General features: G+C 71.0%; 14 protein-coding genes. 12 read left to right on the forward strand and 2 right to left on the reverse strand.

What is annotated here, in order from left to right; all coding sequences use genetic code 11:
• The first annotated feature begins 216 nt into the window (after nucleotides 1-216).
• The 10 genes from rpsB (at nucleotide 217) to FHX53_RS04475 (ending at nucleotide 7,726) form a co-directional block, all read left to right on the forward strand.
• Nucleotides 217-1,152, forward strand: coding sequence for a 30S ribosomal protein S2 (gene rpsB / locus FHX53_RS04430; protein WP_182490166.1), 936 nt, complete (start codon nucleotides 217-219; stop codon nucleotides 1,150-1,152).
• A gap of 31 nt (nucleotides 1,153-1,183) precedes the next feature.
• Nucleotides 1,184-2,011: a translation elongation factor Ts gene (gene tsf, locus FHX53_RS04435; protein ID WP_182490167.1), complete on the forward strand. Its 828-nt coding sequence runs from the start codon at nucleotides 1,184-1,186 to the stop codon at nucleotides 2,009-2,011.
• A gap of 110 nt (nucleotides 2,012-2,121) precedes the next feature.
• Nucleotides 2,122-2,832 (forward strand): UMP kinase, encoded by a 711-nt coding sequence (pyrH, locus tag FHX53_RS04440; RefSeq protein ID WP_182490168.1) that lies wholly within the window; start codon nucleotides 2,122-2,124, stop codon nucleotides 2,830-2,832.
• Complete coding sequence (locus FHX53_RS14000; protein ID WP_220476202.1) at nucleotides 2,829-3,722, forward strand: EamA family transporter; 894 nt, start codon at nucleotides 2,829-2,831, stop codon at nucleotides 3,720-3,722. The genes pyrH and FHX53_RS14000 overlap by 4 nt, the downstream gene beginning before the upstream one ends.
• A gap of 45 nt (nucleotides 3,723-3,767) precedes the next feature.
• On the forward strand, nucleotides 3,768-4,322 hold the full coding sequence (gene frr / locus FHX53_RS04450; RefSeq protein ID WP_182490169.1) for a ribosome recycling factor: 555 nt from the start codon (nucleotides 3,768-3,770) through the stop codon (nucleotides 4,320-4,322).
• A complete protein-coding gene (locus FHX53_RS04455) occupies nucleotides 4,323-5,330 on the forward strand; it encodes a phosphatidate cytidylyltransferase (RefSeq protein WP_246335488.1) in 1,008 nt (335 codons plus the stop codon).
• A 35-nt stretch (nucleotides 5,331-5,365) separates the two neighbouring features.
• Entirely contained in the window at nucleotides 5,366-5,914 is a 549-nt protein-coding gene (locus FHX53_RS04460) for a DivIVA domain-containing protein (protein ID WP_182490170.1), read from the forward strand.
• A 36-nt stretch (nucleotides 5,915-5,950) separates the two neighbouring features.
• Nucleotides 5,951-6,658, forward strand: coding sequence for an aggregation-promoting factor C-terminal-like domain-containing protein (locus tag FHX53_RS13535; protein WP_343050814.1), 708 nt, complete (start codon nucleotides 5,951-5,953; stop codon nucleotides 6,656-6,658).
• 11 nt (nucleotides 6,659-6,669) lie between these two features.
• Entirely contained in the window at nucleotides 6,670-6,969 is a 300-nt protein-coding gene (locus tag FHX53_RS04470) for a hypothetical protein (protein WP_182490171.1), read from the forward strand.
• A 37-nt stretch (nucleotides 6,970-7,006) separates the two neighbouring features.
• A complete protein-coding gene (locus tag FHX53_RS04475; protein ID WP_343050815.1) occupies nucleotides 7,007-7,726 on the forward strand; it encodes an alpha/beta hydrolase in 720 nt (239 codons plus the stop codon).
• A gap of 61 nt (nucleotides 7,727-7,787) precedes the next feature.
• On the opposite strand, the gene FHX53_RS04480 is transcribed toward FHX53_RS04475, so the two are convergent.
• Together FHX53_RS04480 and FHX53_RS04485 are read right to left on the reverse strand one after the other, a co-directional pair.
• Nucleotides 7,788-8,849 carry an AI-2E family transporter gene (locus FHX53_RS04480; protein ID WP_182490173.1) on the reverse strand — a complete coding sequence of 354 codons (1,062 nt, stop codon included), beginning with the start codon at nucleotides 8,847-8,849 and terminating at the stop codon, nucleotides 7,788-7,790.
• 73 nt (nucleotides 8,850-8,922) lie between these two features.
• Nucleotides 8,923-11,379, reverse strand: a complete 2,457-nt coding sequence (locus tag FHX53_RS04485; protein ID WP_182490174.1) for a hypothetical protein — start codon at nucleotides 11,377-11,379, stop codon at nucleotides 8,923-8,925.
• A gap of 264 nt (nucleotides 11,380-11,643) precedes the next feature.
• Between FHX53_RS04485 and FHX53_RS04490 the strand changes: the two genes are divergently transcribed.
• A complete protein-coding gene (locus FHX53_RS04490) occupies nucleotides 11,644-13,524 on the forward strand; it encodes a DUF8094 domain-containing protein (RefSeq protein ID WP_182490175.1) in 1,881 nt (626 codons plus the stop codon).
• Nucleotides 13,524-14,447, forward strand: coding sequence for a tetratricopeptide repeat protein (locus tag FHX53_RS04495; protein ID WP_182490568.1), 924 nt, complete (start codon nucleotides 13,524-13,526; stop codon nucleotides 14,445-14,447). Before FHX53_RS04490 ends, FHX53_RS04495 begins: the two co-directional genes overlap by 1 nt.

A 14,447-nucleotide genomic window follows, 5' to 3' on the forward strand; every position in this document is an offset into this window, starting at 1 on the left:
AGCGACGGCCGCGACCGGTGCGGGGGAGCGGTGATATGCTGGTCCACGCAGTCGGCATGTCCGGCTGACTTCGCGTGCCCATCACGGCGCACACCCCCATCAGTCCCGTACGGCTCCCGGAAACGGGAGGACAGTCGCGCGGGTCGGGGGCAGCGCCGGGCACCAGGGCCCCTCCCGTCGGGCGGGGCGACAACTGAGAACAGAAGGAGTACGGCCATGGCCGTCGTCACCATTCGCCAGCTGCTCGACAGCGGCGTTCACTTCGGGCACCAGACCCGCCGCTGGAACCCGAAAGTCAAGCGCTTCATCCTCACCGAGCGCAGCGGCATCCACATCATCGACCTGCAGCAGTCGCTCGCCTACATCGACAAGGCGTACGACTTCGTGACCGAGACGGTCGCGCACGGTGGCACCATCCTCTTCGTCGGCACCAAGAAGCAGGCGCAGGAGTCGATCGCCGAGCAGGCCACGCGCGTCGGCCAGCCCTACGTCAACCAGCGCTGGCTGGGTGGTCTGCTGACCAACTTCCAGACCGTGTCGAAGCGCCTTGCGCGCATGAAGGAGCTCGAGGAGCTCGACTTCGACGACACCACCAAGGGCTTCACCAAGAAGGAACTGCTGATCAAGAAGCGCGAGCTCGACAAGCTGCACAAGTCGCTCGGCGGTATCCGCAACCTCACCAAGACCCCGAGCGCCATGTGGGTCGTCGACCCCAAGCGCGAGCACCTCGCGATCGACGAGGCCAAGAAGCTCGGCATCCCCGTCATCGGCATCCTCGACACGAACGCCGACCCGGACGAGCTCGCGTACCCGATCCCGGGCAATGACGACGCCATCCGCTCGGTCGCGTTGCTCACGCGCATCATCGCCGACGCCGCCGCCGAGGGCCTCATCCGCAAGCACCAGAAGCCCGAGGCCGAGGGCAACGTCTCGGCCGTCGAACCGCTCGCCGAGTGGGAGCGCGAGCTTCTCGAGCAGGGCAATGCTGCCGCCGAGGAGTCGGCCGCCGCCGACGCAGTCCCGGCCGAGGAGCCCGCAGCCGAGGAGCCCGCCGCTGAGGAGGCGCCCGCCGAGGCCGCCGCCGAGGAGCCCGCAGCGGAGGAGGCGCCGGCCGACGACGCCGAAGCCCCCGCCGCGACGCCCGCTCCGTAACCCGACCAGAACCACGAGAAGGAGTCCCTCCATGGCCAATTTCAGCCTGGAAGACGTCAAGAACCTGCGCGAGCGCCTCGGCACCGGCATGGTCGACACCAAGAACGCTCTCGTCGAGGCCGACGGCGACGTCGAGAAGGCCGTCGAGATCCTGCGCCTCAAGGGAGCGAAGGGCAACGCCAAGCGCGCCGACCGCTCCACGAGCGAGGGTCTCATCGCCGCTCACGAGTCGGCCGGCGCCGCGACGCTCATCGAGCTCGCGTGCGAGACCGACTTCGTCGCGAAGGGCGACAAGTTCGTCGCCCTCGGCGACAAGGTGCTCGCCGCCGTCGCCGGAGCCAGCGCGTCGACCGTCGAGGAGGCCCTCGCCGCCCCCGTCGACGGCACGACCGTCGCCGCCGCGATCGACGACGAGGCCGCGATCATCGGCGAGAAGATGGAATTGCGTCGCGTGGCGCGCGTGGAGGGCGAGAAGTTCGCCGTCTACCTGCACCGCACGAACAAGGACCTCCCGCCGCAGGTCGGCGTGGTCGTCGCCTACACGGGCGACGACGCCGAGACCGCGCGCAGCATCGCGCAGCACATCTCGTTCGCCGACCCGCAGTATCTGTCGCGCGACGAGGTCCCGAGCGAGGCCGTCGAGACCGAGCGCCGCATCGTCGAGGAGATCTCGCGCAACGAGGGCAAGCCCGAGGCAGCCCTGCCGAAGATCGTCGAGGGCCGCGTCGGCGCGTTCTTCAAGCAGGTCGCGCTCCTCGAGCAGGACTATGCCCGCGACAACAAGCAGTCGGTCGCGCAGGTCCTCAAGGACGCCGGACTGACCGTGACGGGCTTCGCCCGCTTCAAGGTCGGCGCCTAGCACTGATGAGACGGGGTCCGGGTCGCGAGAGCGATCCGGACCCCGTTCCCATGCGTGAGCCGATCTTCACTACCCTGAAAACGACATCCCCCACGGAAACAGAGGAACTCATGACCGAACGCCGCCGACGTGTGATGCTCAAGCTCTCGGGTGAGGCGTTCGGTGGTGGCTCCCTCGGCGTGAACCCGGATGTCGTGGGCGCGATCGCGCGCGAGATCGCCGAGGCGGCGAAGGACGTCGAGGTCGCGATCGTCGTCGGCGGCGGCAACTTCTTCCGCGGCGCCGAGCTCAGCCAGCGCGGCATGGACCGCGGGCGCGCCGACTACATGGGCATGCTCGGCACGGTCATGAACGCTCTCGCCCTGCAGGACTTCCTCGAGCAGGCCGGGGCGCAGGTGCGGGTGCAGTCGGCCATCCAGATGACGCAGGTCGCCGAGCCGTACATCCCGCTGCGCGCCGAGCGCCACCTCGAGAAGGGCCGCGTCGTCATCTTCGGTGCCGGCGCGGGCCTGCCCTACTTCTCGACCGACACGGTCGCCGCTCAGCGCGCGCTCGAGATCAGCGCCGACGAGGTGCTCGTCGCGAAGAACGGCGTCGACGGCGTCTACTCCGACGACCCGCGCCGCAACCCCGGCGCCCACAAGCTCGACGAGGTCAGCTACCAGGATGCGCTCGTGAAGGGCCTCAAGGTCGTCGACTCGACCGCCTTCAGCCTCTGCATGGACAACCGCATGCCGATGATCGTCTTCGGCATGGAGCCCCAGGGAAACATCGCGCGCGCCATTCGCGGCGAGCGCATCGGCACGCGCGTCTCCGCGTGATCGCCGCGCTCCTCATCGCCGGGGGAGCGCTCGCCCACGCCGCCTGGAACATCGCCCTCAAGGCCTCGACGGCCGGCGGAATCCGCTTCGTCGCGCTCACCGTGGTGCTCGCGACGGCGCTGCTCGCCCCGGTCGGCGCACCGGCGCTGCTGCCGGTCCTCGTCGAGCACCCGTCCGTCGCCGGCCTGCTGCTCGCGAGCGGGGCCCTGCACTGCGGCTACTTCCTGCTCCTGCAGCGGTCGTACGCGGTCGCCGACGTCTCGGTCGTCTACCCGCTCGCTCGCGGCACCGGCCCTTTCCTGAGCGTCGTCGCGGCGGTCGTCCTGCTCGGCGAGCGTCCCGCGTCCGTCGCCCTTCTCGGGGGTGGCGTCGTGGTCGCCGGCGTCGTCGTCATCGGGCTCGCGGGTGCCCGCCCGTCGAGTGCGCCGTCGACCTCGGATGCGGCGACGGATGCCCGCCGCCGCCGCCGTCGCCTGGGCATCGTGCTCGGTGCGGGCGTCGGCATCCTCATCGCGGGCTACACGGTGCTCGACGCCGTCGCGGTGACCGCTGCGGGTCTGAGCCCCGTCGGCTACTTCTGGGGATCCCTCGTCGTGCAGCTCATGATCCTGGCCCCCTTGCTCATCGCGAACCCGGGCGAGACGGTCGCGACCGCGCGACGGCACCCGCGCGCGATCGCGGCGGTGGGCATTCTCTCGCCGATCGCGTACGTGCTCGTGCTCGCCGCCTACGCCCACGCGCCGGTCGCGATCGTCGCGCCCGCTCGGGAGGTCAGCGTCGTCCTGATCGCGCTCGCGGGGTGGCTGCTGTTCCGCGAGCCTCACCCCGTCCAGCGGCTCATCGGGAGCGCTGTCGTCGTGGCGGGGGTGGCTCTCCTCGCCTCCGGCTGAGCGACCGCCCACTACACTCGTCAGCGACCCACGAAGGAGTTGCCCGTGATTGCCGATGTGCTCGCCGAAGCCACTGAGAAGATGACCAAGGCCGTCGAGGTCGCGAAAGAGGACTACGCGACCGTCCGAACGGGCCGTGCGAATCCGCAGCTCTTCCAGAAGATCCTCGTCGACTACTACGGCACTCCGACGCCGCTCGGCCAGCTCGCGAGCCTGCAGAACCAGGACGCCCGCACCCTCGTCATCACGCCGTACGACAAGAGCGCGCTGAAGGAGATCGAGAAGGCGATCGTCAACTTCCCGAACCTCGGCGCGAACCCCAGCAACGACGGCACGATCGTGCGGGTGACGATGCCCGAGCTCACCGAGGACCGCCGCAAGGAGTACGTGAAGATCGTCAAGGGGAAGGCGGAGGACGCCAAGGTCGCGATCCGCAACATCCGCCGCAAGGCGAAGGAGGACCTCGACAAGCTCAAGAGCGAGGTCGGCGACGACGAGGTGGCTCGTGCCGAGAAGGAGCTCGAGGCCCTCACGAAGAAGCACACCGACGGTGTCGACGAGGCGCTCAAGAAGAAGGAAGCCGAGCTCCTCGAGGTCTAGATGACCGACTCATCCTCCGGCGCCCCCGACGCCTCGAGCCCCCTCGACCCCGTCCCCGCGGCCGCCGTGCGCCGGCGCCGCGGCGCTGCCGCGCGCGCCGACGTCGAGGCGCGCATCCATGACGTCGAGAGCGCGCTGATGGACCTCGAGGCGCGGGCGCGCGAGATGGATGCCCGCATCGAGGCGCGCGCCGGCCGCAACCTGCCCAAGGCCATCTTCTTCGGTCTCATCCTCGGCCTGTCGCTGCTCTTCAGCCTGATCGTGGTGAAAGAGCTGTTCATGCTCTTCGGTGCGGCGCTCATGGTCTTCACCGTCTATGAGCTCGCGAGCGCACTGCGGTTCGCGGGCCGCGACATCCCGCGCATCCCTCTCGTCATCGCGTCGCTCGCGGTCGTCCCCTCGGCGTTCTACCTCGGCGCCGAGGGCCTGTGGTGGTCGTTCCTCGCAGGCCTCGCGTTCGTGAGCCTGTGGCGGATCGCCGAGTCGGCGAGACCCTCGATGCGCGGGCCGGGCGTCTCGCTGCCGACCGACCTCGGGGCGGGCGTGTTCGTGCTCGCGTACGTCGCACTGCTCGGCGGCTTCTCGATCGTCATGACGGCAGAGGAGGGCGGCCAGTGGTGGACGCTCGCCTACCTCATCATTGTGATCTCGATCGACACGGGCGCGTACGCATCCGGGCTCGCGTTTGGCAAGCACCCGATGGCGCCGCGCATCAGCCCGAAGAAGACGTGGGAGGGCTTCGCCGGCTCCGTCGTCGCCGCGATCACCGCGGGCATCCTGCTGGCCCTCCTCATGCTCGGCGAGGTGTGGTGGGTCGGGCTCGTCCTGGGTCTTGCGCTCGTGGGAACGGCCACGCTCGGCGACCTGACCGAGTCGCTCATCAAGCGAGACCTCGGCATCAAGGACATCTCGACCTGGCTCCCCGGGCACGGCGGCTTCCTCGACCGGCTCGACTCGATCCTCCCGTCGACGATCGTCGCCTACGTGCTCTTCACCCTGCTGGGGTGATGAGCGCGGTCCCCACTCTCGGGCAGAATGGTCGAGTGACCTCGACGTTCCCGCTCGCGCGCAAGGGCAAGCCGGGCTACGACGTCGACGAGGTCGAGTCCTTCCTGGCGGATGCCAGGCGCGCGTACTCCGCGATCGACGGAGGCGGCCTCTCGAGCGACGCCATCCGGCACACCGCGTTCCGCGTCGTCCGCCGCGGCGGCTACTCGGTGCGGCACGTGGATGCCGCTCTCGAGCGGCTCGAGGAGGCCTTCGCCGCGCGCGAGCGCGACCGCGCGGTCGCCGAGCGCGGCGAGGAGGCGTTCTACGCCGAGATCCGTCAGACCGCCCAGGAGCTCGTCGACCGGTTCGCTCGACCGCCCGGCCAGCGCTTCCGCCGCGCGAGCGCGCTCGCGCGCGGCTACCACCCCGCGGACGTCGATGCCTTCGCCGATCGGATCGCGGGGTACTTCCAGAACGATGACCCCCTCTCCGTCGACGCGGTGCGCACGATCGCCTTCCGGAGCCGCTTCGGAGGGTACGACGAGACGCAGGTCGATGTCGTCCTGGACGCGGTCGTCCGGGTCATGCTGGCTGTTCGCTGAGCGCTGGAGCCCGCACTCGGGTAGACTCATGTGATCGTGGGTAAGCACATCGCGCATTCTTTGCGCCCCGCCGCTTCGGCTCGTCGCTCCTCGCAGCGCGTGTCGACCCGGCCAGGAGGCGCCGCCCCCACGCGACCCCTCTCGCTCGAGCGGCACGTCCGCTCGCCATGGTCGCTTCCCGTCTTCAGCTCCATCGCCGTGGTCTCGCTCGCGCTCGTGTCGATCTCCGACACCTCCGCACCGGCCACGGCGATCGAGACGATGGCCCCATCGTTCCCGATCGTCGGCCAGGAGTTCACCGCGACCGCCGCGCACTCTATCGGCGCGTCAGTCGCGAGTTACGAGATCGTGGAGCCGCCGCCGGAGCCGGAGCCGGAGCCGGCTCCCGCGCCCGCGTCCGAGGCGCGGTCATTCAGCGCCCCTGCTGCCGGGCCCCCCGACCCCGGCTCGGCCAAGGCCATCGCCGCCGACATGGTGGCCGCGCGCGGCTGGGGCTCGGGCGAGTTCGACTGCCTCGTCGCCCTCTGGAACAAGGAGTCCGGTTGGAACGTGTACGCGACGAACCCGAGCTCGGGCGCGTACGGGATCCCGCAGTCGCTTCCCGGCAACAAGATGGCGACCGCCGGGTCCGACTGGCAGACGAACCCCGCGACGCAGATCACCTGGGGCCTGGGCTACATCGAGGGCCGCTACGGCACGCCGTGCGGCGCCTGGGCTTACAGCCAGTCGGTCGGCTGGTACTAGCAAGCGCTGCTGTGCCGCGCTCCAATCGGCCGCGCCACCGGCGTACCGCGGCTGACGACGACGGCCTCGACCTCGACCGGGTTCGTCGCGGACTCAAGCGGGTCGAGTCGAAGCGCTCGGGGGAGTGGAACGTCCAGCCCGTGACCGCCGCGGGCGCCAGAAAGCCGTACGTCTGCCCGGGCTGTCGCGGCGAGGTGAGCGTCGGCGTAGCGCACCTCGTGACCTGGCGGGCTGACGCGCTGCTGGGTGACCAGGCGGCGCTCGCCGACCGCCGCCACTGGCACGAGCACTGCTGGCGCATCGCGCCCTGATCGGCGCGAGGGCGCCGCGATGCGAGAGGATCGAACCGTGACCGACATCATCCGCGGAGGATCACTCCTGCCCGCCCGTCGCGAGAACATCGAGCTGCTCACACCCGACGGCCTCACCCTCGTCGGCGAGCTCAGCCTCCCGGCCGAGCGCGACCCGATCGCCACGCTCGTCTGCCTCCACCCGCTGCCCACGGCCGGCGGCTTCATGGATTCGCACATTATCCGCAAGGCGGCAGCGCGTCTTCCCGCTCTCGCCGACATCGCGGTGCTGCGCTTCAACTTCCGCGGCGTTTCGAGTCCGCGCGGCCGCTCGCAGGGCGAGTTCGGCCACGGCGACGCCGAAGGATTCGATCTCGACGCTGCCGTCGCGTTCGCCGAGGACCGCGGCCTCCCGCTGCGGTGGCTTCTCGGGTGGTCCTTCGGCACGGAGGTCGCGCTCAAGCACGGGCTTCAGCACGATGTCGTCGGGGCGATCCTGCTCTCGCCGCCCCTGCATCGCACGAGCGAGGACGAGCTCGCCGCGTGGGAGGGCAGCGGCAAGCGCCTCGTCGTCGTCGTCCCTGAGCTGGACGACTACCTGCGCCCTGCGGAGGCCGAGGAGCGCTTCGCCGTCGTGCCCGAGCGCGAGCTCGTCGCCGTCGAGGGAGGCAAGCATCTGTGGGTGGGCGAGAACCAGACGTATCGTGTGCTGACCGAGATCGTCGAGCGGCTCAACCCGGCAGCGCTCCCGCTGCCGACCTCGTGGCCGGAGGCGTAGGCGCGATCGAGGATGCGGGCGATGCCGCCGCAAGCGGCGCACACGCAGCCAGGGGTATCCCCTACAGGCGCTCCTGCCTGGGCACGACCACCTGGTCGATGATGATGAGGATGGACGCCGCCACGGGGATGGCGATGAGTGCGCCCAGGACGCCCAGGAGGGTCCCGCCGATGAGCGCGGCGATCACCACGACCGAGCCGGGGACCTTCACGGCGCGGTTCATGATGTTCGGGCTCAGCAGGTATGCCTCGACCTGCATGTAGATGAGGTAGTAGATGCCCACCGTGACGACGGTGGATATCGACTCGGGGTTCGTGATGAACTGCGTGAATACGATGAGCACCGAGCCGGAGAGCGTGCCGACGAGCGGCACGAGCGAGAAGAGGAAAGCCACGAAGGCGAACAGCGCCGGGTACTCGGCGCCGATGAACGACAGGAACAGGAAGCTCAGGACGCCGTTCACGAGCGCGAGGCTCGCCTGGCCCACGACGAAGCGACCGACGGCGGAGGCGACCTGCTCGGCGATGCCGACGAAGGTCGTGCGGCGCGACGCCGGCACGAGGCGGTAGAGCGCGCTCTTCATGCTCGAGAGCGACGCGACGAAGTAGAGGGTCAGGATGAGGATGATGAGGCCGCCGAACACGCCGGAGGCGACCGCGATGCCGACGCCGAGCACTCCGCCGCCGATCTCGGCGAGATTCGCCGGATCCTGGAGGAAGGTGATCGCGCCGTCGACGGCCTGCTGGACGTCGAGGACCTCCACCGGCACGAAGGTCTGGGCCGTCGCCACGAGCTCCTCGAGCGACTCCACGGATCCCAGGAAGTCAGCGATCTGCTTCACGAGGCGACTGACCTGCTCGACGATGACGGGGACGATCGCGAAGATCAGACCGGTGAAGAGCCCCAGCACGCCCACGAGCACCGTGAGGATGGCGGCCCATCTCGGCCACTTGCGGTCCTCGAGCCACGAGACGATCGGGTCGAGACCCAGCGCGATGAACAGCGCGGCGCCGATGTAGGTGATGATCGTCGCAAGAGAGCTGATCGCGCCGCCGATGAGCAGAGCGACGAGAACGCCGAGTCCGCCGAAGAGCCCGAACCGGAACGCGTTCTGGATCCTCATTGAGGGTACCTCTCTTCAGCGGCGGGATGTCCGCGGATCCAGAGGATCGCGCGGATCAGTTCGTCGGGCCGCGTCACTCGTCGCTGATCGAGCCCGAGATCTTCTCTGCCTGCGACAGTACCCCGCGCAGGCCCTCGAGGTAGCCAGCCACGGCGTCGCGCTCGACGCGGAGCCGCGCCAGGCGCTCCTCCGCCTCCGACACGAGCGCTGCGGTGCGCTCCTCCGCGTCGGCGACGAGCGCGGCCGCACGTTGCTCGGCGTTCTCCAGCACGGCGCGGGCGGTGGCATCGGCCTCGCTGCGCAGGCTCTCGGTCTCGGCGCGCGCCGCGCGCGTCAGCTCCTCCGTCACCGCGCGGGCCTCGGCGGCCGCCTGCTGCGCGGCGGTGAGCTGCGCAGTGGCCTCGTCGAGGTACTTCTGCGTCTGCGCACTCGCCTCCTGCTGCCGGGCGAGGTACTCGCGCTCGGCCTCATCCCGCCGCGCCGCGAGCTCGACATCGAGATCGATGCGCGCCTGCTCGGCCGCGCGCGCGAGCTCGGCCCGCTGCTCCTCGATCTCGCGGGCAAGCGTGGCACGTGACTGCGCGGCCTCGTCGGCGAGGGCGCGCTCCTGATCGGATGACGCACGGGCGAGCGCGGCCCGGCGCGCCTTCTCGTCGGCCTCCAGAGCCGCGGTGCGGGTCGCAAGGTCGCGCTCGACGGACTCCAGTGCCGTGGTCTGCTCGCGCTCCGCGGTCGCGTGCCGCTCGGACAGCTCGGCATCGAGAGACGCGCGGGCGCTCGTCGTCTCGCGCTCGAGCTCCTCGCGGGCCGCTGCGAGCTCGAGCGCCAGGTCGTTGCGCGCGGCGGTGAGCTCGCGCGCGAGGTCGGCGCGCGTCGCCGCGGCCTCGCGCTGCAGCTCGGCGCGCGCGGTCGTCGTCTCGCGCTCGAGGTCGGCCGCTGCCATGCTGAGCCGAGCCTGGAGGGCCGCCTGCTTCTCGGCGATCGCCGCGTCGCCGCTCGCCCGCTGCTCGGCCGCGTGCGCCTCGGCGGCAGCACGAGCATCCGCCGCGTACGCATCCACCTCGGCGCGCGTGTCGAACGCGTAGGCGTCGGCGCTCGCCCTCAGCTCGAGCGCCGCGGCCTCGGCGGCGCGCTGCAGCTCCTCGGCGGCGGCGGCGGCCTCGGCCCGCAGATCGGCGGCGTAGGCGTCGGCGGCCTGCCGCACCTCGGCGGCTGCGGCGACAGCAGCGGCGCGTGTCTCGGCGGCGTAGGCATCAGCCGCCTGCCGCACCTCCTGGACATACGACTCAGCGCCTTCGCGCGCAGTCGCGGCGTCGGATTCGGCGGCCTGGCGCAGCTCGCCTGCTCGCGCCTCAGCGTCCGCGCGCACGCTCGTGCCGTGCGCGTCGGCAGCGCTGCGGGTGTCGAAGGAGTACGCGTCGGCGGCCGTGCGCGTCTGCTCTGCGTAGGCGTCGGTCTCCGCTCTCACCTGCTCGGCGTAGGCTTCGGCGTCTCCCCTGGCCTGATCGGCGTAGCGGTCGGCGTCGCCGCGGACCTCCTGCACGTAGCGGTCGGCCTCCCCGCGGGCCGCATCGATCTCCCTGTGGAGCTCGGCCCGAGCGGTCGAGAGCTCGGCGTCGAGCGAGGCGCGGGTGCGCTCCTGCAGCTCCGCGATCTCGCGGCGCGTGCGCTCCTCGAGCGTCGCGACCTCGTCGCGGCGGCGCGCCTCCTCGGCATCCCATTCGGCGCGCTCGCGCTCGAGATCGCTCATCACGGCCGCGCGCGCGGTCGAGAGCTCGTGGTCGAGCTCGGCGCGACCCGCCTCGATGTCGGCCTCGAGCTGCGCGCGGCGCGTGCCGCTCTCGCTCTCGAATCGAGCGCGCTCCTCCGCCGTCTCCCGGGCGAGCGCACCGGCCGACGCGCGGGCGTCGGCGACTTCGCGGTCGGCGACCACGCGCAGCTCGGCGACGTCGCGCTCGGCCTCGGCACGAATGGCGCCGGACTCCCGCTTGGCCATCGAGCGGGTCTCCGCCGCCTCGGTCGCGACGGCGCCCCGGATGGTCGCGGCCTCTCTCGTCGCCTCCTGCACGAGCTGGTCGGCGTCGTCGCGGGCTCGTTCGAGGAGCTCCTCGGCCTCGCGGGCGGCGTTCTCGCTCGTCGCGGCGGCGCGCTGCGAGGCCTCGGCGACCATGCGCTCTATGCGCTCCGCGGCCTCGGTCTGCAAGCGATCGACGTCGGACTGGGCGGACGTGCGGACGCGCTCGGCGTCGATGTCCGCCTGGCTGATGAGGCGCGTCGACTGCTCCTCCGCGAGGCGCAGCGTCTGCTCGAGCTTCGTGCCCAGTCCCGCGTAGGTGGGGCGGCCGACCTCGTCGAGCTCGGCCTGGAGGTCGTCCACGACCGCCTGGAGACGCTTGAGCTCTTTCGCAGTCTCCGCCCGGTCGGCGTTCGCCTTGATGACGTGCCGGCGGAGCTCCTGGATCGCCTTGTCGACCTCGTCGCGCTTGTAGCCGCGCATCTCGGTCCCGAAGTCGCTGTCGATCGCTGCCACGTGTGGTCTCCCTGTCCGATGAGGCGAACGGGTTCGAGTGTAATCGGCGCGCGAGACCGCGCCTCCTGCGCGGCGGCTGAGCGCGAATCGGCGAGTGAGAGCGATTCCGGTAAGCTGGAACGTCTTTGTTCTGCTGGCCGGAGATCTCGAACCCCGAGCCTCCGTCCGAGATCCGTTGCTTGAGGGCGCGTGACCGCCGCCCGTAGCGGATGGTCGGGACGCGCGTACCCAAGCACGCCGGGCCAGCATGAGAGGAGTGAACCCGTGCGATTCATCATCGCGATCGTTCTGTTCGTCGTCGCCTTCGCGGGCATAGGACTGGGCATCGCCGAGCGCACCGTCTTCGCCGAGGCGGATCGAGTGACCGAGTCGGTCTCGCTCGACTCGACCGCGCCGGTGACCGTCATCGACGGCTCGGCGCTCAACGCCTTCGACGGGCGGCAGACGCTCGCCATCCTCGGCGGCGTCGAGGCGGGCGTCGGCTCAGTGCCGGTTCCGACTCCGAGCGGCTCGCCCGCCACGCCGGCGAGCCCGTCGCCCGCCGCGTCGGAGGATGCTGCCGGCGCTTCCGCCACCGAATCCGACGCGATCGCCGCCGTCTACGGCACGACGACGGATGTCCTGGGCTGGGTGGGGGAGTCCTCGCACACGCTCGTCACCTGGGACGCGGAATCGCAGTCGCTCGTCGCGGAGGAGGTCGTCGGCACCGAATCGACCGTGCCCAGTCCGATCGGCAGCGACCTCTGGTACGGCGAGTTCGAGGGCTCGGGCGAGCTGGGGCTCACCGTCAACGTGCCCCGCACCGTCTCGCTCCTCATGGTCTCCGACGGCACCCTCCCCGCGCCGCAGGAGTTCTCCATCACGTGGCCTCTCGACGTCTCGTCCCCGATCGCGACGCCGCTCACCCTCGCGGGCTTCGCGGCACTGCTTCTCGGCCTTCTCGCGCTCATCTGGGCGCTCATGCACATGCGCAAGCAGCGCGGGCCCCGACGCAAGTCCCCGAAGGGTCCGAAGATGCCGCGCGTGCCCAAGCCTTCGCGCTACCGCCCGGTCAAGAAGAGCACGCTCATCGGGCGGCCCAAGGGCCGACGCGCCGTCCGACGCATCGCGCTGCTCCCCGGCATGCTCGCGGCAGCGCTGCTGCTCAGCGCGTGCGGGATCGGAGAGGGCATGAGCATCTCGGAGCCCACAGAGGCTGCGACTGCCTCGTCGTCCGCCGAGCCCGAGGAGGAGCTCCCGCCCGTCGCGGTGACCGCTCGGCAGGCCGAGCGCATCCTCGGCCGACTCTCGGCGACGGTCGCCGAGGCGGATGAGGCGGCGAACGGCGACCTCGCCTCCGCTCGGCTCGCGGGGCCCGCTCTCGCGCTGCGACAGGCCAACTACGCGGCTCGCGCCACCGACGGGGAGGTCGGCGCCCTGCTGCCGATCCCCACCGGCTCCGTGGACCTCGTGCTGCCGCAGCAGACCGACATCTGGCCGCGGCAGGTGTTCGCGATCGTCTCCGACCCGGAGGACGAGACGGTGCCGCCGCTCGCGATCGTGCTGACGCAGGCGACCGCGCGGGATCAGTATCGCGCGACCCACCTGATCACCCTCGAGCCGCAGGCCGCGCTCCCCGAGGTGCCGCCGGCATCCCTCGGAACGGCGTTCCTCGGAGCGGACACGCCGTTCCTGCCGGTGCAGCCGGCGACGGTCGTTCAGTCGTACGCCGAGGTGCTCCTCCTCGGCGAGGCGGGTGCGGAGGGCTTCTCGCTCTTCCAGGCCGAGGGCGACAGCCTCCGATCGCAGATCGGGTTCGAGAAGAAAGAGGAGCGCCGCGCCGCGATCCCCTCCACGGCGGCGATCGACTTCACGAACGAGTTCGGAGACTCCGACGTGATCACGATGAGCACGCTCGACGCCGGCGCGCTCGTGATCGGCTATCTCACCGAGACCGAGACGGTCACGCCGACCCAGTCGGGGGCCACGGTGAACGCGAGCGGCACGGTCGCGGCTCTCGCGGGCGTGGAGTCGAGCGAGCGCGGCATCACCGCGACCTACGGCGTGCAGGTGCTCTTCTACGTGCCGTCGCTCGAGAACCCCGATGACCCCGTCGTCCTGCTCGGCTACACGCAGGGGCTCATCGCCGCTTCGGAGGTGCAGTGATGGAACCGTTCAACCCGTCCGCGATGCGCGGCGCCGTCGACCTGTCGGGTCTCGTCAGCCGTGCGAGCGCCCCGGAGGCCGCGCCCGGCCGTCCGGCGCCTGCTTCGACCGGTGCGAGTGCGCGAGCGGAGGGCATCGTGCGCGAGGCCGACGACGCGTCCTTCGGCGACGTGCTCGAGCTCTCCCAGCGCGTGCCCGTCATCGTCGAGTTCTACGCGAGCAGCATCGAGCCGGCGCTCGAGTCGATCGTCGCGACCTACGGCGGCCGGATCGCTCTCGTCACCGTCGACGGGGATCGCTCTCCGCAGCTCGCCCAGGCGTTCCAGGTGCAGCAGGTTCCCGCCGTCGCTGCGGTCATCGGCGGCCGGCGGTTCCAGTTGTTCGTCGGGATGCCCGCGGAGATCGAGGTGCGGCAGGTGCTCGACCAGGTGCTCGAGCTCGCGCACCAGCAGGGCGTCACGGGAGTCCTGGAGCAGGGCGAGGCGCCCACCGAGCCCGCCGAGGAGCCTCTGCCGCCGCTGCATCAGGAGGCCTACGATGCGATCGCCCGCGGCGACTACGCGGCCGCGGCATCCGCCTATCGCAGCGCGATCGCGCAGAGCCCGCGCGATCAGGAGGCCGTCGCGGGCCTCGCGCAGGTGAACCTCCTGCTGCGCCTCGAGGGTGCGGTCGCCTCCGAGATCCGCGCGGCCGCCGCGGCGAACCCGGACGATGCGGATGCCCAGCTCGCGGTCGCCGACCTCGACCTCAGCGGGGGGCACGTGGATGACGCGTTCGTGCGACTGCTCGACGTGTTCCCCGCGCTCGATGCGGACGGCCGCACGGCAATCCGCACGCGGCTCCTCGACTACTTCGAGATCGTCGGCGCCGATGACCCGCGCACGATCGCGGCCCGTCGGCGCCTCACCGCGCTGCTGTACTGA

The organism is Microcella alkalica (assembly GCF_014137945.1).
GTDB lineage: Bacteria > Actinomycetota > Actinomycetes > Actinomycetales > Microbacteriaceae > Microcella > Microcella alkalica.